Origin of the sequence: Janthinobacterium sp. SUN176, assembly GCF_030587335.1 — a bacterium.
GTDB lineage: Bacteria > Pseudomonadota > Gammaproteobacteria > Burkholderiales > Burkholderiaceae_D > Janthinobacterium > Janthinobacterium kumbetense.
In genome coordinates, this window is the sequence record NZ_JAPWIA010000001.1 from 994,750 (window position 1) to 1,011,560 (window position 16,811).

General features: G+C 64.1%; 14 protein-coding genes and 2 riboswitches. Of the genes, 6 read left to right on the forward strand and 8 right to left on the reverse strand.

All coding sequences use genetic code 11. The features are described from left to right. The first annotated feature begins 56 nt into the window (after positions 1–56). Positions 57–1,703 (forward strand): methyl-accepting chemotaxis protein, encoded by a 1,647-nt coding sequence (locus O3299_RS04620; RefSeq protein ID WP_305061607.1) that lies wholly within the window; start codon positions 57–59, stop codon positions 1,701–1,703. On the opposite strand, the gene O3299_RS04625 is transcribed toward O3299_RS04620, so the two are convergent. Next, entirely contained in the window at positions 1,700–2,392 is a 693-nt protein-coding gene (locus O3299_RS04625; RefSeq protein WP_305061608.1) for a ribonuclease HI family protein, read from the reverse strand. The two genes, O3299_RS04620 and O3299_RS04625, sit on opposite strands and share 4 nt — an antisense overlap. Positions 2,393–2,535: 143 nt before the next feature. Here O3299_RS04625 and O3299_RS04630 point away from each other — a divergent pair, with 143 nt between their 5' ends. Then, a complete protein-coding gene (locus O3299_RS04630; protein WP_305061609.1) occupies positions 2,536–3,744 on the forward strand; it encodes an NAD(P)/FAD-dependent oxidoreductase in 1,209 nt (402 codons plus the stop codon). 59 nt (positions 3,745–3,803) lie between these two features. Continuing rightward, positions 3,804–4,370 carry an Rrf2 family transcriptional regulator gene (locus tag O3299_RS04635; RefSeq protein ID WP_289913835.1) on the forward strand — a complete coding sequence of 189 codons (567 nt, stop codon included), beginning with the start codon at positions 3,804–3,806 and terminating at the stop codon, positions 4,368–4,370. Between the two features lie 11 nt (positions 4,371–4,381). Here the strand turns inward: O3299_RS04635 and O3299_RS04640 are convergent, their stop codons facing one another. The 4 genes from O3299_RS04640 to O3299_RS04655 all read right to left on the reverse strand — a co-directional run bounded on the left by O3299_RS04640 (position 4,382) and on the right by O3299_RS04655 (position 9,694). Beyond that, positions 4,382–4,735, reverse strand: a complete 354-nt coding sequence (locus O3299_RS04640) for a DUF6677 family protein (protein ID WP_305051649.1) — start codon at positions 4,733–4,735, stop codon at positions 4,382–4,384. Positions 4,736–4,771: 36 nt separating this feature from the next. After that, a complete protein-coding gene (gene mgtA, locus O3299_RS04645; protein WP_305061610.1) occupies positions 4,772–7,456 on the reverse strand; it encodes a magnesium-translocating P-type ATPase in 2,685 nt (894 codons plus the stop codon). Positions 7,457–7,842: 386 nt separating this feature from the next. Continuing rightward, entirely contained in the window at positions 7,843–8,454 is a 612-nt protein-coding gene (locus O3299_RS04650; RefSeq protein ID WP_305051651.1) for a TetR/AcrR family transcriptional regulator, read from the reverse strand. 22 nt (positions 8,455–8,476) lie between these two features. Further along, on the reverse strand, positions 8,477–9,694 hold the full coding sequence (locus tag O3299_RS04655; protein ID WP_305061611.1) for a Bcr/CflA family efflux MFS transporter: 1,218 nt from the start codon (positions 9,692–9,694) through the stop codon (positions 8,477–8,479). Positions 9,695–9,857: 163 nt separating this feature from the next. Here O3299_RS04655 and O3299_RS04660 point away from each other — a divergent pair, with 163 nt between their 5' ends. Next, complete coding sequence (locus tag O3299_RS04660; protein WP_171985004.1) at positions 9,858–10,016, forward strand: hypothetical protein; 159 nt, start codon at positions 9,858–9,860, stop codon at positions 10,014–10,016. Positions 10,017–10,231: 215 nt separating this feature from the next. On the opposite strand, the gene gcvP is transcribed toward O3299_RS04660, so the two are convergent. From gcvP to gcvT, 3 genes are all read right to left on the reverse strand, one after another. Continuing rightward, entirely contained in the window at positions 10,232–13,132 is a 2,901-nt protein-coding gene (gcvP, locus tag O3299_RS04665) for an aminomethyl-transferring glycine dehydrogenase (protein WP_289905344.1), read from the reverse strand. A gap of 103 nt (positions 13,133–13,235) precedes the next feature. After that, positions 13,236–13,616, reverse strand: a complete 381-nt coding sequence (gene gcvH, locus O3299_RS04670) for a glycine cleavage system protein GcvH (RefSeq protein WP_077403327.1) — start codon at positions 13,614–13,616, stop codon at positions 13,236–13,238. 71 nt (positions 13,617–13,687) lie between these two features. Beyond that, a complete protein-coding gene (gene gcvT / locus O3299_RS04675; protein WP_251349130.1) occupies positions 13,688–14,809 on the reverse strand; it encodes a glycine cleavage system aminomethyltransferase GcvT in 1,122 nt (373 codons plus the stop codon). A 74-nt stretch (positions 14,810–14,883) separates the two neighbouring features. Continuing rightward, positions 14,884–14,989, reverse strand: a riboswitch (glycine riboswitch). Between the two features lie 28 nt (positions 14,990–15,017). Beyond that, a riboswitch (glycine riboswitch) is annotated at positions 15,018–15,104 on the reverse strand. Between the two features lie 169 nt (positions 15,105–15,273). On the opposite strand from gcvT, the gene O3299_RS04680 reads away from it, so the two are divergent. Both O3299_RS04680 and O3299_RS04685 read left to right on the forward strand, forming a co-directional pair. After that, positions 15,274–15,846: an ATP-dependent Clp protease proteolytic subunit gene (locus O3299_RS04680; RefSeq protein WP_257218643.1), complete on the forward strand. Its 573-nt coding sequence runs from the start codon at positions 15,274–15,276 to the stop codon at positions 15,844–15,846. A gap of 147 nt (positions 15,847–15,993) precedes the next feature. Next, a complete protein-coding gene (locus tag O3299_RS04685) occupies positions 15,994–16,629 on the forward strand; it encodes a phosphatase PAP2 family protein (protein WP_257218642.1) in 636 nt (211 codons plus the stop codon). Positions 16,630–16,811 lie beyond the last annotated feature (182 nt).

The following is a 16,811-nucleotide window of genomic DNA, read 5'->3' on the forward strand; positions in this document are numbered from 1 at the left end:
CCGGGCAGCCGCAACCCCTTTTATATAGTCTGGTTCCGCTTTTTTAGGATATTCACATGAATTTGTTAAGAAACGTCAGTATTGGTGTGCGCCTCGGCCTGGGTTTTGCCGTGATTTTGCTGTTTTCCATGCTCATTACGGGCATCAGCGTGTGGCGTTTGCACGACGTGGCCATGGCCACGCGCACCATGATGGAGCTGCCGCTGGCGAAGGAACGCTATATTTCCGACTGGTATGCAAAGATCGATAGCGGCGTGCGCCGCACCACGGCCATCGCGCGCAGCAGCGACACGTCACTGGGCGCGTATTTTGCGGAAGAGGCCAAGCAATCGTCCGTCGTGTCGGGCGAATTGCAAAAGAAAATCGAAGCCTTGATTTCCAGCCCGGAAGAAAAGGAACTGTTCCGCCTGGTGAGCGAACAGCGCAAGGTCTACCTCGATTCGCGCGCGCAAGTGTCGAAGCTGAAGGCGGATGGGCAGGAAGCCGAGGCAGAAAAGGCGTTCCAGGGCATCTTCGTGCCCGGTTCGACGAAATACCTGAAAGTGGTCAACGACATGCTGCAGCACCAGCGCGCCAGCATCGACACGACGGCGCGCGAGATCGACGAGGTCGCCAAGACGAGCCGCAACTTGCTGCTGACCCTGGCCGTGCTGGCGCTGGGCTTTGGCGTCGTCTGCGCCTGGCTGCTGACGACGGGCATCGTGCGCCCCCTGCGCACGGCCGTGGACATCGCCCGCAAGGTGGCCGATGGCGACTTGACGGCGCAGATCGACGCCAGCGCCAAAGATGAAACTGGGCAACTTTTGCTGGCCTTGAAGGACATGAACACAAGCTTGCTCAACATCGTCAGCGAAGTGCGCGCAGGTACGGACAGCATCGCGACGTCATCGACGGAAATTGCCGCCGGTAACCAGGACCTGTCTTCCCGCACGGAAGAGCAGGCCGGTTCCCTGGAAGAAACGGCGTCGTCGATGGAAGAGCTGACTTCCACCGTGAAACAGAATGCGGACAATGCGCGCCAGGCGAACCAGTTGGCGGCCTCGGCGGCGCAAGTGGCCGTCAAGGGCGGCGCAGTGGTGGCGCAAGTGGTGGGCACGATGGAATCGATCAACGCTTCCTCGAACAAGATCGTCGATATCATTAGCGTGATCGATGGCATCGCCTTCCAGACGAACATTTTGGCCCTGAACGCGGCCGTGGAAGCGGCGCGCGCAGGCGAGCAGGGCCGCGGTTTTGCCGTCGTGGCGTCCGAAGTGCGCAACCTGGCCCAGCGCTCGGCGTCGGCGGCGAAAGAGATCAAGACCCTGATCGGCGCTTCCGTGGAGCAAGTCAACGCGGGCAGCATGCTGGTGGCGCAAGCCGGTTCGACCATGAACGATATCGTCGACAGCGTGCAGCGCGTGAGCGACATCATCACGGAAATCACGGCGGCCAGCAGCGAGCAAAGCGTGGGTATCGATGAAATCAACCGCGCCATCGGCCAGATGGATGCCGTGACGCAACAAAATGCGGCCCTGGTGGAAGAGTCGGCGGCTGCCGCCGAATCGATGCAGCACCAGGCGCACAACCTGGCGCAAGTGGTCAGCGTGTTCAAATTGAATGGCCAGCAGGCCGGCGCCGGCGGCTTGAAGGCCGTGGGCGGCGGCAAGCGCCCGGCGGCCAAGGCGCCGCAAGAGGCATTGCAGATCGGCCGCGCCGCCTAAACGGCAAGGGGTGGAGGGTCTTCCTCCACCCAGCCGGCGATCGCCAGCTGCGACAGCCGGTCCGCCTCGCCATTGCGGTGGCGCGGCAGCCAGCGCAGCGTTACATCGTGTAATTGTTCCAGCAGGGCCACTACGGTGGCCCTGTGTATTTCCAGTCCCTTGGCGCCAGCCGCCGCCGTTCCCAATACATCGTTGATCACCACCTGGCTGTCGCCGTACAGCAGCAGTTGCGCGGGCGGCGGGCGCACGCCGAGTGCCGCCTGCAGCACGGCCGTCAGGGCCGCATATTCCGCGTCGCTGCTGCTGCCATAACCGGCCGCCTCGCTCACTTCGATACGTTCGCCGTTCGGCCCCAGCAGCAGGGCGCCGATGCCCAGCTTGCCCGGATTCGGGTGGGCGGAGCCGTCGAACCAGCCGCGCCACGCCGAAGCGGGGCCAGCCGGCAGGCGCTTGGCCGCTTGCGCCTGCTGGCGGTCGCTGATCTTTTGCGCCTTGCGCTGCGCGTCGGCCGCGCGCGCCTGCGTCCGCGCCGCCAGCAGGGCGGCAAGGCCCTGCGTGCCGGCCGCCTGTTCCAGTATGCGCTGCAGCGCCGCGTCGCCGGCGATGCCTTCCAGCGCCGCCAGCCGGCGCGCCTGTATCCGCTCGCTCTTGAACGCTGCTGCCAGCAATGTTTCCAATTCCTCTTGCATGGGACTTTCCCTGTTCGTTGTGCCGCGAATCTACGCGAGTGCGGCGCGGACCGCAAGACAGGCTGCGCCTTTTTCGGCATGTCCGCTTGCGCCGCATAACACGGAGTGATATAGTCTGCGTTATCAAATCAAGGAGAAAAAACATGACACAGCGCGTATTGATCATTGGTGCCGGCTTTGCCGGCTTGTGGAGCGCCCTGGCTGCCGTGCGCCGCCTGCGGCTGGAAAACGTTGCGGCAGGCGACATCGAAGTGGCGCTGGTGGCGCCGGAAGCCGTGCTGACGATGCGCCCGCGCCTGTACGAGCCGGCGCCTGCCGGCATGGTGGCGCCGTTGCAGCAACTGTTCGACGACACGGGCGTGCGCTTCATCGCGGGCAAGGTCGAGGCCATCCGCAGCGCCAGCGACGAGGTCGATATCGTGGCCGCCGACGGCAGCCGTTCGACCCTGGCCTATGACCGCCTGGTGCTGGCGGCGGGCAGCAGCTTGTTCCGTCCGGATATTCCGGGTTTGCAAGAATTTGCCTTCAGCACCGACCAGCGCGACGACGCGGTGGCGCTCGATGCGCACCTGCATGGTCTGGCTGCCCGGCCCGCATCGGCCGCGCGCAATACGGTCATCGTGGCCGGTGGCGGTTTCACGGGCATCGAGCTGGCGGCCGAACTGCCGGCCCGCTTGCGCGCCATCCTGGGCGAAGATGCCGATATCAAGGTGATCATCGTCGAGCGGGCGCCCGACATCGGCCCCGACCTGGGACCGGGACCGCGTCCCGTGATCGAGCAGGCGCTGGCGGAGCTGGGCGTGGAATGCCGGCTCGGTTCGGCCGTCGCCGCCATCGACGGGGACGGCTTGACGACGGCCGATGGCGAGCGCATCGAGGCGGCCACCGTGGTGTGGACGGCGGGCGTGCGGGCCAGCGCGCTGACGGCGCAGATTCCCGGCGACAAGGATGCGGCGGGCCGCCTGCGGGTGGCGAACGACTTGCGCGTGCCTGGCGCGGGCAAGGTCTTTGCCACGGGCGACGCGGCCGTCGCGGCCACGGACGACGCTGGCAATCACACGCTGATGAGTTGCCAGCACGCCATGTTCCTTGGACGTTCCTCGGGCGATAATGCCGTGGCCGACCTGCTGGGCCTGGCCACGCGGCCCTACCGCCAGCCGTATTATGTGACGTGCCTGGACCTGGGGGCGTGGGGCGCGGTCGTCACGCAGGGCTGGGAGCGCAAGGTGTGGATGACGGGCAGCGAAGGCAAGGCATTGAAGGTGGCCATCAATGGCCGCGTGATTTATCCGCCCGCCGACAGCGCGGCGGCGCTGGCGGCCGCCGATCCCGCGTTCGAGCTGGCGCTGTAGTCTTGCGGCTGCAAACGGGGAGTGCTACAGTCCCCGTTTTGCAACGGAGGAATGGCATCATGGCACATTATGGAAGCGGCACCGAGTATGGCTTGCATTGCCTGCTGTATCTGGCGCAGCCGCTTGCCGAGCCTGCCAGCAGCCGCGACCTGGCGGAATTGCAGGGCATTTCCGTCTCTTTCCTGGCAAAAATCTTCCCCAAGCTGGAAAAGGCGGGCATCGTGACGGCGTCGGAAGGCATACGCGGCGGCTACCAGCTGGCGCGTCCGGCTGCCGAGATCAGCGTACTCGACGTGGTGGACGCCATCGAGGGGCCGAAACCGCTGTTCGATTGCCAGCAGATCCGCAGCCGCTGCACCCTGTACGAAGGCGAGCCGCCCGGCTGGATGACCAGCGGCGTGTGCGGCATCCATGCCTTGATGCTGCGCGCCGAGAAAAGTATGCGCGCCGAGCTGGCCAGGACGACCCTGGCCGACCTGGCCCAAGGCGTGGGCAGTGCGGCGCCGGCCGGCTTTGGCGAGGATTTGCAGGGCTGGTTCAGCGGCCGCGTGCAGGTGCGCAGCGAAGCGCGCATCGCCGCCGTGCGCGGACCGAAGCCGCGCCGCGTCAAGGGCGATGCCGTCTGACGCCAGCGATCTTACGGCTTCAATAGCATGGTATCGACGAGGCTGCCGATCCAGCACGCCACCAGCACACCCACGGCCACCGTCATGGCGGGGCCGTCATGGGCCGACAGCGCATCGACTTTTTCCACGATCAGCTGCACGTCGAGGGGCAGGGCGCCGCTGTCGATCTGTGCCATAACTTGATCCAATCGTGCCATGATCTGGCGTAATACGAGCACCAGCGCGACGAGGGCGGGCACGAGGAACAGGCAGCCGCGCGCCTTGCGTTTTAATAAGAAATGCCCGCTGCCGGGAAACACGAGGCCCGACAGCAGCAGGGCCTGCGTGCGTTTGGATAGGGATGAAGGTGAGGGGGAGCCGCTCATGCGTGCCTTGTGTAGGGGTAAGAGCGGCCCATCATACTATTGCCAGCCGAATTTGCGCAGGTACACGCGTTTCATGAACGTCGTCAGCAGGGTGTAGCAGATGAGGATGCCCAGCAGCCAGGGGAAGTAGCCCAATGGCAAGGCTTGCAGCTTGAAGTAGGTCGCCAGCGGTCCCATCGGCAGGAATACGCCCACGGCCATGATCAGGGTCGTGGCCACCAGCAGGGGCACGGAAGCGATACTGTCGATGAAGGGCAGCTTGGGCGTGCGGATCAGGTGCACGATCAGGGTTTGCGTCAACAGCCCCACGACGAACCAGCCGGACTGGAACAGGGTTTGCTGTTCCGGGGTATTCGCGCCAAACACATGCCACATCAGGATAAACGTGCTGATGTCGAAGATCGAGCTGATGGGGCCGAAAAACACCATGAAGCGGCCGATGTCGCGCGGGTTCCAGCTCAGCGGCTGCTGGATCAGCTCGGCGTCGACATTGTCGAAGGGAATGGCGATCTGCGACACGTCATACAGCAGGTTTTGCACCAGCAAGTGCAGCGGCAGCATGGGCAGGAACGGCAGGAAGGCGCTGGCCACCAGCACGGAAAACACATTGCCGAAGTTCGAGCTGGCCGTCATGCGGATATATTTCAGCATGTTGCTGAAGGTGCGGCGGCCTTCCAGCACGCCTTCTTCCAGCACCATCAGGCTCTTTTCCAGCAGGATGATATCGGCCGCTTCCTTGGCGATATCGACGGCGGAATCGACGGAAATGCCGATGTCGGCCGCGCGCAGGGCGGGCGCGTCGTTGATGCCGTCGCCCATGAAGCCGACGATGTGGCCATTGCCGCGCAGGGCGCGCACGAGGCGCTCCTTGTGCAGCGGGCTGAGCTTGGCAAACACGGTATTCTCTTCGGCTGCCCTGGCCAGGGTGGCGTCATCCATGTCGTCCAGTTGCGGACCTTGCAGCACGCCATGCACGGCCAGGCCCACTTCGCGGCAAATCTTCGCCGTCACGAGGTGGTTGTCGCCCGTCAATACTTTCACGGTGACGCCGTGTTCCGCCAGCGCGCGCAGGGCGGGCGCCGTCGATTCCTTCGGCGGATCGAGGAAAGCGACATAACCGATCAGCGTGAGCGCCGTTTCATCGGCCACGCCGTACACGGTTTTATGGGGCGGCACTTCCTTGACGGCCACGGCCACCACGCGCAAACCTTCCGCATTCAGGCCATGCGTGGTTTCCAGCACCTTGGCCAGCAGGGCCGCATCGAGGGGGATATTCACGCCGCCCAGGCGCAGGTGGCTGCAGGCGGCGAGGATTTCCTCGACGGCGCCCTTGCAGATCAGTTCATGGTGATCATTCTTTTCGGAAACGACGACGGACATGCGGCGGCGCACGAAATCGAAGGGGATTTCATCGACTTTGACATAGTCGCGCGCCAGCTGCATTTCCGTCTGCAATTCCACGTGGTCGAGCACGGCGCGGTCCAGCAGGTTTTTGAGGCCCGTCTGGTAGTGGCTGTTCAAATAGGCGAATTGCAGCACTTCATCGGATTGCTGGCCGAACACGTCGGTATGGCGCTCGAGCACGATCTTGTCCTGCGTCAAGGTACCCGTCTTGTCCGTGCACAACACGTCCATGGCGCCGAAGTTCTGGATGGCGTCCAGGCGCTTGACGACGACTTTCTTTTTCGACAGTTTCACGGCGCCCTTGGCCAGGGTGCTGGTGACGATCATGGGCAGCATTTCCGGCGTCAGGCCGACGGCCACGGACAGGGCGAACAGGAACGCTTCCATCCAGTCGCCCTTGGTCCAGCCGTTGATCAGGAAGACGAGCGGCGCCATCACGAGGGCGAAGCGGATCAAGAGCCAGCTGACGCTGTTCACGCCCGCTTCGAACGCCGTGGGCGTGCGTTCGGTGGCCGTCACGCGCGTGGCGATGGTGCCGAAATAGGTGCGGTTGCCCGTAGCCAATACCAGCGCCGTGGCGGCGCCCGAGATCACGTTCGTACCCATGAACAGCAGATTGGCCAGTTCCATGGGATCTTTGCCATGGGCGTCGGCCAGCTCGGCCATCTTTTCCACCGGCAAGGATTCGCCCGTCATGGCAGCCTGGCTGACGAACAGGTCTTTCGCGGACAGCAGGCGGCAATCGGCGGGGATCATGTCGCCTGCCGACAGCACGATGAGGTCGCCCTGCACCAGCTGGCGGATCGGCAGCTCGACTTGCTGGCCATTGCGCAGCACGGTGGCGGTATTGCTGACCATGGCTTTCAGGCGCTCGGCGGCCCGGTTCGAGCGGCCTTCCTGCACGAAACGCAGCAGGGTCGACAAGATCACCATGGTGCCGATGACGATGGTTGCCTTCGGGTCTTCCGTCAGGTAGGAAACGATGGCCAGCACGGTGAGCAGCAGGTTGAACGGATTCTTGTAGCACAGCCACAGGTGCTGGTACCAGGCCAGCGGCTTTTCATGCTCGACCTCGTTCGGACCCGTTTGCGCACCGATCACTTGCGCTTCGGCATCGCGCAAGCCTTCCAGGCGCGTGTGCAGGCGGTTCAAGGCGCTATCGAGGTCTTCATGGGCGGCAGCCAGCAACTGGCGCGCCAGGTGGTCGGGCACGGGGCGGGCCGTGCTGTTTTCCAGCGGCATGGCGCGGCGGCGGAAGTTGCCTGCCGTATGGCGCTTGCGCAGGAACGATTCGAATAAGCGGGTGAAGAGATTCATTGCTCTTCCTTTCACGACGAGGTGTTGACGGGCGGCGCAGCCGCAGGCAAGACTTGCGTGCCGCCAAAGCACGATAGTGCTGGCGGGCAATCCGGGTCAGTAGCCGGTCGCGATCGGAAAGAGGGGGGAGAGGCGTGCGGCCGTACTGGCCGCGCGAGACACCGCACCTTGCTCAGCAAGGCACGGAGGAAACGGAATTCCGCGTTGCTTGCTGTTTAGTTGCCGAGGCAATCGCCGATACAAGATCGGCTACTGTCACTAGAACAAGTACCCACGTGGGACTCCGTAAATGAATAATGGGGGCATCTTATGCACATGCTGCAAGAGTGTCAACTGAAGAAATCTTAGGTTTCCAAAGTGTAATGTGACTGTGGCAGGCCGCATGCTCAGCCATGTTGCGTGGCCATCGCCAGCGAATCGGACAATATCTGCCACAGCGCCGCGTGGCGCTGCTGCAGCGCGGCGCCGCCCGCGTAGATCAGTTCCACGTGCAGGCTGTCGACGATGCCCAGGTAGGCTTGCGCATACAGGTCGATGCGCTGCGGCGATAACGTGGGCGCGAGACTGGCCAGGCTCTGCACGTAATACCGCTGCAGCTGCGCCAGCAAGGCTTCGTAGCCCGTGCCCACTTCCACGCGCAGGGGCGCGGGCGGCAAATACGCCGTGCGCAGCAGAAAGCGCAAATGGGCCGAGTCCGCATAGCGCTGCGCCATGCGGTCGCAGTACAGGGCGCCGGCTTGCCGGCCGCCGGGCGCCGCCAGCGCCGCTTCGTCGGCGAAGCAGCTGTCCATGAAGGCTTGCTCTTCGGCCAGGGCGTCGGCAAACACGTCGAGGAAGAGGGCGTCCTTGCCGGCGAAGTGCGAATACAGCGAAGCCTTGCGCATGCCCGCCTGCGCGGCGATGTCGCTGAGGGACGAAGCGTCGTAGCCGTGTTCCGAAAAGTGGACGACGGCGACGGCGCAGATATTATCGGCCGAGGCCGAGCGTTTTTTCATCATGGGGGTGATATGGGGTGAGGCGTCAGTGCGCTCCCAGGCTGCTGGCATGGACCGGATGGACGCGCGCAGTGGCCAGGGTCAGCCATGATACCAGCAGGCCGGCCACGGTCAAGAACAGCAGCCACGGCAGCGGCCCCCATTCGGACAGGCTGGCCGCCAGCGGCGTGGCCAGCGACGACAAGGTCATCTGGATGGCGCCCAGCAGGGCGGCCGTGGAACCGAGCGCGCGCTGCTGCGACCCCATGGCCATGGCCATCAGCGCCGCTTCCGCGATGCCCAGGCCAAACAGGGCCACGAACATGCCCGGCACGACAGCGGCGATGCCCGCGCCCGCCCAGGCGCCGAGCAGGGCCAGCCCCGCGCCGCCCAGCATGGCCACGCTGCCCGCCACGCAAAGGCGCGCCACGCCGTGCTTTTCCACCAGGCGGCCGCTGGCCATGGCACCGAGCAGCACGGCCACGCCCGTGGCGCCGAACACGAGGCCGAAGCTACCGGCGGACAGGCCGAAATCGCGCTGGTACACGAGCGATGCGCCGCCGATATAGGCAAACAGGAAAAAGAAAGTGGCCGACAGGGCCAGCGCGGGCAGCAGGAAGGCGCGGTCCAGCGCGATGCGCGCATACGTGCGGTGCATGCCGCGCGGCGCGACGCGCCGGGCCGCTGGCAGGGTTTCGGGCAGGAACAGCGCGCTATTGAGCAAGGTCAAGACACCCAGCGCGGCCAGGGCCAGCATCACGGCGCGCCAGCCGTAGTGGGCGTCGAGCAAGCCGCCCACGGCGGGCGCCAGCACGGGCGCCAGGCCGACGATGGTCATCAAGAGGGCAAACAGCTGCGCCGCTTTGACGCCATCGGCCACGTCGCGCACCATGCTCATCACCACGACCAGGGTCAGCGCGGCGCCCATGCCTTGCAGCAAGCGCGCCAGCAGCAGGGTGCTCAATTGATCCGCCTGCGACGCCCACACGGCGGCAAGAATGTACACGGCGATGCCGGCCAGCAGCGGACGGCGCCGGCCCAGCATGTCGGTGAGCGGCCCGCACAGCAATTGCCCGCCGCCCAGGGCGAGCAGGAAAACCGTCAGGCTCAGCTGCACGTTCGCATATGAGGTGTGCAGCTCGCGCGCCATGGCGGGCATCGAAGCCAGATACATGTCGATGCCGGCCGGGCCGAGCACGGCCACCAGGGCCAGAGAAGCCGCCAGCCCGAGACTGGCGGCGGGGAGAGGGGTTTGCTGCTGCATTGCGCTTCCTTTGTATCGTCAAAAAACACGGCATGGACACTGCCGTCTTTTTTATTGTACACTGACTACCTACCGATAGGTAGTTAACTCAATAAAGGCAAAGGATGACGACGATGATGAACGTAACAATGGCGGCTGCGCCGCATCTGCGGGGAGAGCGGACATGACGGAAGTGGGTATTTCGCTCAGCGGCGTGGCCGTGGCCTTGCTGTTCGCCGCCTGGAGTTCGCACCGCGCCCGCTGCGAGCGGCGCGATGTCGTGCTGCTGACGATGCTGGGCACCGCCCTGGGATTGCCGGGCGCGGCCTTGCTGGCGCTGTAACGCGGCGCATAAAAAAAACGGCAGACCTTGCGGCCTGCCGTTCTGGTTTAATGTTCCCGGTTTTCGCCGGGATTTTAATTCCTGATTACTGAGTATCGACGCCTGACAAAACCGTAGCGAGCGTCAGCGATTTGTGGTCGAGAAGCGCAACCGTACTTCAGTACGGTGAGCATCGCCGGCCGCAAAGCGCGACGCGCAGTAGGTTTGGTCTGGCGTTATTCCTCTTCGTAGGAGCTGATGGGTGCGCAACCGCAGAACAGGTTGCGGTCGCCGTACACGTTGTCGGCGCGGCCGACCGGCGGCCAGTATTTGCGCTGGCGCAGGGAAGCGACGGGGTAGGCGGCGATTTCGCGGCTGTACTTGCGTTCCCAGTTGTCCGACATCAATACCTGTGCCGTGTGCGGCGCATTTTTCAGCGGGTTGTCGTCGTGGTCGAATTCACCGCTGGCGACCTTGGCGATTTCCGCGCGGATGGCGATCATGGCGTCGATGAAGCGGTCGATCTCCACTTTCGATTCGCTTTCCGTCGGCTCGATCATCAGGGTGCCCGGCACGGGGAAGCTCATGGTCGGCGCATGGAAGCCGAAGTCCATCAAACGCTTGGCCACGTCTTCGTTGCTGATGCCGGTGGCGTCCGTGATCGGGCGCAGGTCCAGGATGCACTCGTGCGCGACCAGACCGTCGTGGCCCGAGTACAGCACGGGGTAGTGCGGCGCCAGGCGGCGCGCGATGTAGTTCGCCGCCAGGATCGCCGTCTCGGTGGCGGCCGTCAAGCCTTCCGCGCCCATCATGGCGATGTACATCCACGAAATCGGCAGGATGCTGGCCGAGCCGAATGGCGCGGCGCTGACGGCGCCGATGCCGGCAGCATCGCGCTGGTAGCCCGAGGAACGCTGGTTCGGCAGGAATTTCGCCAGGTGGGCGCCCACGCCGATCGGGCCGACGCCTGGTCCGCCGCCGCCGTGCGGGATGCAGAAGGTTTTATGCAGGTTCAGGTGCGACACGTCGCCGCCAAACGAGCCGGGAGCAGCCACGCCGACCAGCGCGTTCATGTTGGCGCCGTCGATGTAGACCTGGCCGCCGTGCGCATGGATGATTTCGCACAGTTCCTGGATGCCTTCTTCAAACACGCCGTGGGTGGACGGGTAGGTGACCATCACGCAAGCCAGGTTGGCGCTGTGCTTTTCCGCCTTCGCCTTCAGGTCGGCCAGGTCCACGTTGCCGTTGGCGTCGCAGCTGGTGACGACCACCTGCATGCCGACCATGTTGGCCGAGGCGGGGTTGGTGCCATGCGCCGACGACGGGATCAGGCAGATGTTGCGATGGCCTTCGCCGCGCGATTCATGGTAGGCCTTGATCACCAGCAGACCCGCGTATTCGCCCTGCGAGCCGGCGTTCGGCTGCAGCGACACGGCCGCGTAGCCCGTCAAGGCGCACAGCATCTCTTCCAGCTGCGAAATCATCTCGCGGTAGCCGACCGTTTGCGCATCCGGCGCGAACGGGTGGATGTTCGAAAATTCCGGCCAGGTGACGGGGATCATTTCGCTCGTCGCGTTCAGTTTCATGGTGCACGAACCGAGCGGGATCATGGTGCGGTCCAGCGCCAGGTCCTTGTCGGCCAGGCTGCGCAGGTAGCGCAGCATCTCGTGTTCCGAATGGTAGCTGTTGAAGACGGGGTGGGTCAGGTAGGCACTCTCGCGCGCCAGTTGCGCCGGCAGCGCGCTGGTCACATTTGCTTCCACGCTGTCCAGGTCCGGGGCGGCAGGCGCGTTGGCCAGGCCGTGCGCGAACACTTTCCACAGCAGCGCGATATCGTCGCGCGTGGTGGTTTCATCGAGCGACACGCCCACGTGGGTATTGTCGATCTTGCGCAGGTTGACGCCGTGGTGCATGGCCGTCGCGTGCAGCTGCGCCGCATCGGCGACGTTGATGGTCAGGGTGTCGAAGTAGCTCGCATTGACGACGCCATAGCCCAGGGTCTTCAGGTTGGCCGCCAGCACGCCCGTAAAGCGGTGCACGCGGCGGGCGATCTGCAGCAGGCCGGCCGGGCCGTGGTAGACGGCGTACATCGAGGCCATCACGGCCAGCAGCACTTGCGCCGTGCAGATGTTGGAGGTCGCTTTTTCGCGGCGGATATGCTGTTCGCGCGTTTGCAGGGCCAGGCGGTACGCCTTGTTGCCTTGCGCATCGACGGTCACGCCCACCAGGCGGCCCGACATATTGCGCTTGAATTCATCGCGCGTGGACAGATAGCCCGCGTGCGGGCCGCCGAAGCCGAGCGGCACGCCGAAGCGCTGGCTGTTGCCGACGACGACGTCGGCGCCCCATTCGCCCGGAGGCGTGAGCATGGTCAGGGCCAGCAGGTCGGCCGCGACGATGACCATGGCGCCGTTCGCGTGCAGTTTTTCCACGCCGGCGCGGTAGTCGCGCACGACGCCGTTCACGCCAGGGTATTGCAGCAGCACGCCGAAGCAGGCGTCCAGCGATTCGATTTCAGCCGGATCGAACGTGCGCACTTCGATGCCGATCGGCTGGGCGCGCGTCTGCACCACTTCCAGGGTTTGCGGCAGCACGTCATTGGCGACATACAGCACGTTCGACTTCGACTTGCCCACGCGCTGGATCAGGGTCATCGCTTCGGCGGCGGCCGTGCCTTCGTCCAGCATCGAGGCGTTCGAGATGCCCATGCCGGTGAGGTCCGTGATCACTTGCTGGAAATTCAGGATCGCTTCCAGGCGGCCTTGCGAAATCTCAGGCTGGTAAGGCGTGTACGCCGTATACCAGGCCGGATTTTCAAAGATGTTGCGCAAAACGACACCGGGCGTGAACGTGTTGTAGTAGCCTTGGCCGATCAGGGATTTGAGTACCTGGTTCTTGCCGGCGATGGCTTTCAGGCGCGACAGGGCTTCCTGTTCCGGCATCGGCTGCGAATAGGCGCCCAGGGGCAGGGCGCCCTTGTTGCGGATGTTGGCCGGTACCAGGGCATCGATCAGCGCGGCGCGCGATGGATAGCCGAGGGTCGCCAGCATGGCTGCTTGTTCGGTGTGGGAAGGGCCGATGTGGCGGGCGATGAAGGCATCGCGTGCTTCGAGTTGGGTCAGGCTGGTGCGGGTCATGATATAGAGGCCAAAAAAGACTGAAAAACCGGGATGCGGCGCGCGGGCGCAGCGCAGAAAAAATGCAAACGGGCCGCGATTGCGGCCCGTGAGTCAAACGCGATTACGCGCCGGTGGTGGCGCCATAGGCGGCAGCGTCGAGCAAGCCGTCCAGGGCCGACACGTCGGCTGGCTTGATCTTGAACAGCCAGTTGGCGTAGGCGTCGGCGTTGATCGACTCGGGCGAGTTGACCACGTCGTCGTTGACGGCCACGACTTCGCCGGCGATCGGCGCGTAGATGTCGCTCGCTGCCTTGACCGATTCCACCACGGCGGCGTCGTCGCCGGCGCCGTAGGTGTTGCCCACGGTTGGCAGTTCGACGAAGACGATGTCGCCCAGGGCGTCCTGCGCGTACTCGGTGATGCCGACGGTGATCGTGCCGTCGCCTTCAAGGCGTACCCATTCGTGGGAAGCGGTGTACTTCAGGTCTGCAGGAATGTTCATGTGTGGCTCCAGATGGTAAGTGTTCGTTATTGATTATGGTTGTACGGTCTTGCGGGCGGCTCTATAAAACCTTACGCAGCCAGGATTTTACCGTTACGCACGAAAGGCAGCTTGACGACGGAAGCGGCCAGCTGCTTGCCGCGGATTTCCACGTGCACGGTGTCGCCCACGGCGACGCCGTTCGGCACGCGCGCCAGCGCGATCGCTTCCTGCATCGTCGGGCTGAAGGTGCCGCTGGTGATTTCGCCCGTGGCTTCGCTGCCGGCGATGATGACTTTCTGGTGGGCGCGCAGCACGCCGCCTTTTTCGCGCAGGATCAGGCCCACGAATTGCGCGTTCTGGCCCTTGGCCAGCAGGGCCGCCTTGCCGATGAAATCGCGTTCGCTGACGAGGTCGATGGTCCACGCCAGGCCCGCGTCGAGCGGGTTGACGGTTTCATCCATGTCCTGGCCGTACAGATTCATGCCCGCTTCCAGGCGCAGGGTGTCGCGCGCGCCCAGGCCGGCAGGCTTGACGCCGGCCGCCGCCAGGGCGTTCCACAGCGCTTCCACCTGGGTCGCGGCCACGCCGATTTCAAAGCCGTCTTCGCCCGTGTAGCCGGTGCGCGCCAGCATGACTTCGCCGAAGGCCGTGTCCTTGACGATGACGACATTGAACGGCTTGATGGCTTCGGACGCGGCTTGCGTTTCCGGCAGCACTTGCCACACCTTGGCGCGCGCGTTCGGGCCTTGCACGGCGACCAGGGCCATCGGATTGTTGGCATTGCGGCGCTCGGTGATCGTCAGGCCGCTGTTGGTGTTGGTGTTTTGCTGCTGCATCCACGCCACGTCTTTTTCAGCCGTGCCCGCGTTGACGACCAGGCGGAACCAATTTTCGTTGAAGAAGTAGACGATCAGGTCATCGATGACGGTGCCTTCGGCATTGAGCATGCACGAGTACAGCGCCTTGCCCGACACTTGCAGCTTGTCAACGTTGTTGGCCAGCAAGCCGCGCAAAAAGGCGCGCACGTTCGGACCTTCGATATCGACCACGCACATATGGGACACGTCGAACATGCCGGCATCGCCGCGCACGGCGTTGTGTTCTTCGATTTGCGAGCCGTAGTTGACGGGCATGTCCCAGCCGCCGAAATCGACCATGCGGGCGCCGAGGGCACGGTGGGCGTTATTGAGTGGGGTCGCTTTGAGCGTCATGGATTCCTCGGGACGAAGGTAAAAGGGGAGTTAACAAAACATAGAATAGCCAAACACGGCTTTCCAGCGTGATCACTGACCCCCCTGTCCTTTGTACCTGAGAGATTACGGGGGCTTGCCCCGTGCGCCCCTTCGGTGGGCCGCCGGCAATAGCCGCGGCCGCTCTCCAGAGTTGAGCTGAAACGTGTCGCCAAAGCAACAGCTGCAGTCCGCCTGATCGGTCCTTTTGCCTGAGAGTTTTTGGGTAGTGCCCCTTCGGCGGCAACGCTGGTTTGCCCTCTCCCGATCAAGTGGGAGGAATATATGCCAGCAGGGTGTTTCTGTCAATCTGAAAAGACATTGTCAAATTGCAGCAGAAGCCCCGGTTTGCGGGGCTGTCAGGGGGCTGGAGACGCCGCAAAAGGACGCCCGGCCGCGCGGGAATGCGCTATGATGAAATTCTGGCTTTCTTGCGGGTGCCTGCCATGAACACTACACAAAGCGAGACGCAAAACAACACCGAGCAGCACGGTTACTTTACCCTCTCGGGCGACGTCAACAGCGATATGGTGCGGCGCGTCTTCAACGCCGCGGCCGACATCACGGAAGACAAGCTCACCACCGCGCACATCCTGATCCAGTCGAACGGCGGCTATGTCAGCGACGGCATCTGTCTGTACAACTTCCTCAGCAAGTTGCCGCTCGACATCATCACCTATAACGGGGGCGCCGTGGCCTCCATCGCCGTCACCCTGTTCCTGGCGGGGCGGCACCGCCATGCCAGCGACACGGCCCGCTTCATGGTGCACAAGTCGCATGCGACAGCCTCGCCCGGTTCCCGCCCCGACGCGCTCAGCATTATCGTCGAGGGCTTGCGCGCCGACGACATGCGTACCGAGCGCATCCTGCGCGGCCACGTCAGCCTGACGGAAGAGCAGTGGCAGGTGCACGCGTATTCCGACCTGCACCTGACGGCCGACCAGGCGCTGGAAGTGGGCATGATCGAATCGATCCGCGACTTTGCGCCGCCCAAGGGCAAGCGCCTGACGAATATCTGACGCCTGCCGCGCCATGCGGGGCAGATGGTTTCAGCGTGGAAAGTTTGTAATCGAATGTAATTCTTCGCTGCAGCACAGCAAAAGCCGCGCGGAACAGGGCAGAGTCGTGGCATAGTGCAAGCTGATCATGAAATAAGTGCAGGCGCGATGACTTGGTGGAATGGGATTTCTTTTGCGGCCGATATGTCCGTGATGGGGCCGGCTGGCGTGGCGATCGCCCTGTGGCTGCTCGTCTCGCGCCAATGGCGCCTGGTGCTCAGCTGGAGCCTGTGGTACGGCGGCGGCCTGGCCCTCGTGGTGCTGTCGAAGCTGGCTTTCATGAGCTGGGGCGTGGGCAGCAGTGCGCTCGATTTTACGGGCTTCAGCGGCCATGCCATGCGCGCCGGCGCCGTGTTTCCCGTGCTGATGTATGTGCTGCTGCAGCGGGCTGCGCCGCGCTGGCGCCACGCCGGCGTGCTCGTCGGCGTGGCCTTTGCCGTGCTGGTGGCCATTTCGCGCGTGGTCGTGCATGCGCACAGCGTGTCGGAAGCCGTCAGCGGCTGCGTGCTGGGCCTGGCGCTGGCCCTGGGCTTCATGTGGAGCGCCCGCGGCGCCGTGAATATCGCCGTCAGCCATGCGCTGGCCCTGGCCAGCCTCGTGCTGATGGTGGGGCTCAGCTTCAAGGCGGAGCCCATGCCGACCGAGCAATGGCTGCAAAAACTGGCCCTGGCGCTGTCCGGTCATGAGCGTGTTTTTTCCCGCGAAGACTGGAAACTGGCGCAGGATGGCCGCCCAGCCCCGTAAGGCGGGGCACGCCGGCGCCTGGCGCTGCGGTTTTTTGGCCAGAAAAGCATCAGGAAATGGTATGATGAACCACTCCCTGCGGTGAGTGGCCGGACTGTTGCCGCAAGGGTGGCCAAGGTGGCCATGAACTGAATATGAACCGGGTTCACCCAAATATAACCGCCAGCATAGGCCAGGAACTC

Bases quoted from the DNA above. Each gene is read 5' to 3' on its own strand.
- gcvP (WP_289905344.1), bottom strand. From the start codon at position 13,132: ATGACCCGCACCAGCCTGACCCAACTCGAAGCACGCGATGCCTTCATC.
- gcvH (WP_077403327.1), bottom strand. From the start codon at position 13,616: ATGAACATTCCTGCAGACCTGAAGTACACCGCTTCCCACGAATGGGTA.
- O3299_RS04630 (WP_305061609.1), top strand. From the start codon at position 2,536: ATGACACAGCGCGTATTGATCATTGGTGCCGGCTTTGCCGGCTTGTGG.
- O3299_RS04650 (WP_305051651.1), bottom strand. From the start codon at position 8,454: ATGATGAAAAAACGCTCGGCCTCGGCCGATAATATCTGCGCCGTCGCC.
- mgtA (WP_305061610.1), bottom strand. From the start codon at position 7,456: ATGAATCTCTTCACCCGCTTATTCGAATCGTTCCTGCGCAAGCGCCAT.
- O3299_RS04655 (WP_305061611.1), bottom strand. From the start codon at position 9,694: ATGCAGCAGCAAACCCCTCTCCCCGCCGCCAGTCTCGGGCTGGCGGCT.
- O3299_RS04680 (WP_257218643.1), top strand. From the start codon at position 15,274: ATGAACACTACACAAAGCGAGACGCAAAACAACACCGAGCAGCACGGT.
- O3299_RS04640 (WP_305051649.1), bottom strand. From the start codon at position 4,735: ATGAGCGGCTCCCCCTCACCTTCATCCCTATCCAAACGCACGCAGGCC.
- O3299_RS04635 (WP_289913835.1), top strand. From the start codon at position 3,804: ATGGCACATTATGGAAGCGGCACCGAGTATGGCTTGCATTGCCTGCTG.
- O3299_RS04660 (WP_171985004.1), top strand. From the start codon at position 9,858: ATGACGGAAGTGGGTATTTCGCTCAGCGGCGTGGCCGTGGCCTTGCTG.
- O3299_RS04620 (WP_305061607.1), top strand. From the start codon at position 57: ATGAATTTGTTAAGAAACGTCAGTATTGGTGTGCGCCTCGGCCTGGGT.
- O3299_RS04625 (WP_305061608.1), bottom strand. From the start codon at position 2,392: ATGCAAGAGGAATTGGAAACATTGCTGGCAGCAGCGTTCAAGAGCGAG.
- gcvT (WP_251349130.1), bottom strand. From the start codon at position 14,809: ATGACGCTCAAAGCGACCCCACTCAATAACGCCCACCGTGCCCTCGGC.
- O3299_RS04685 (WP_257218642.1), top strand. From the start codon at position 15,994: ATGACTTGGTGGAATGGGATTTCTTTTGCGGCCGATATGTCCGTGATG.